The 784-nt window shown below is 59.3% G+C and carries 2 protein-coding genes; one reads left to right on the forward strand and one right to left on the reverse strand.

Features of this window, described 5'->3' with window-relative positions:
- Positions 1 to 138 precede the first annotated feature (138 nt).
- Positions 139 to 327 (reverse strand): hypothetical protein, encoded by a 189-nt coding sequence (locus EN964_RS38275; protein WP_127289235.1) that lies wholly within the window; start codon positions 325 to 327, stop codon positions 139 to 141.
- 51 nt (positions 328 to 378) lie between these two features.
- Here EN964_RS38275 and EN964_RS36070 point away from each other — a divergent pair.
- A partial coding sequence (locus EN964_RS36070) for a M17 family peptidase N-terminal domain-containing protein (RefSeq protein ID WP_281059607.1) occupies positions 379 to 784 on the forward strand: 406 nt, incomplete at its 3' end.

The following is a 784-nucleotide window of genomic DNA, read 5'->3' on the forward strand; positions in this document are numbered from 1 at the left end:
ATGATGTAGCGTTCAACGACCTTCATGAAGGCTTTTCTCGATTTTTTCGAACGGCATCATGCCACCGAACAAGGTAGCTGTCCGGCAGCGCCTGCACAACTGGCTCCATCAGATGGTCGATCCGGGTTCTGTCCCACATTACGCCCCCCGGCTGGGCGGAGTGTCGGCGGGAATAGATAAGAAAGGGCGAACATCGATGGTTAACAACAGGTTGCGGCAAAAAGCGGGGCCGTGCCGCGACGAATCGTCATCGATTCCATAGGTCATATGGGATGCCAATTCGGCAAAGTCTTGCCAAATGCCGGAAAACGACCAAATGTCGCGCATCGTTTCGAACCGCTTCCCCAAAAGTCGCGCATTCCCTGAAAGCAGGACATGATGAATCAAAGACCGTCGATCGCCTTCGCCAAATTTTCCGGGTCCCAGAGCGCGGTAAACAAGAAGGGCACTGTCTTCGTGTTCGCGGCGGATGAGGGCGGCCTGAGCGACGTCGCCAAGGCCGGCGATCCCGGCAAGACATTGGAGCGGGCCTTTCCCGTGGCTGAGTTCATGGGCAAGTTCGCCAGTACGGTGGAAGTTCTGGCGCCGCAGGGAGCGTCGCTCGACAGACTGGTGGCGATAGGCACCGGCAAGGTGTCGGGACTGGACGAATATGCGTGGCTGAAGCTTGGCGGCACCGTTGCCGCGTCGCTGCGCAAGGCGACCGAAGTGGCGGTGGTCCTCAATGTGGCCGGCGCTTCGCCGAGTGCGAAGGACGCGGCAAACCTTGCCGCGGGCATTCTCC

Origin of the sequence: Mesorhizobium sp. M7A.F.Ca.CA.001.10.2.1 (genome assembly GCF_003998575.1) — a bacterium.
Classification (GTDB): domain Bacteria; phylum Pseudomonadota; class Alphaproteobacteria; order Rhizobiales; family Rhizobiaceae; genus Mesorhizobium.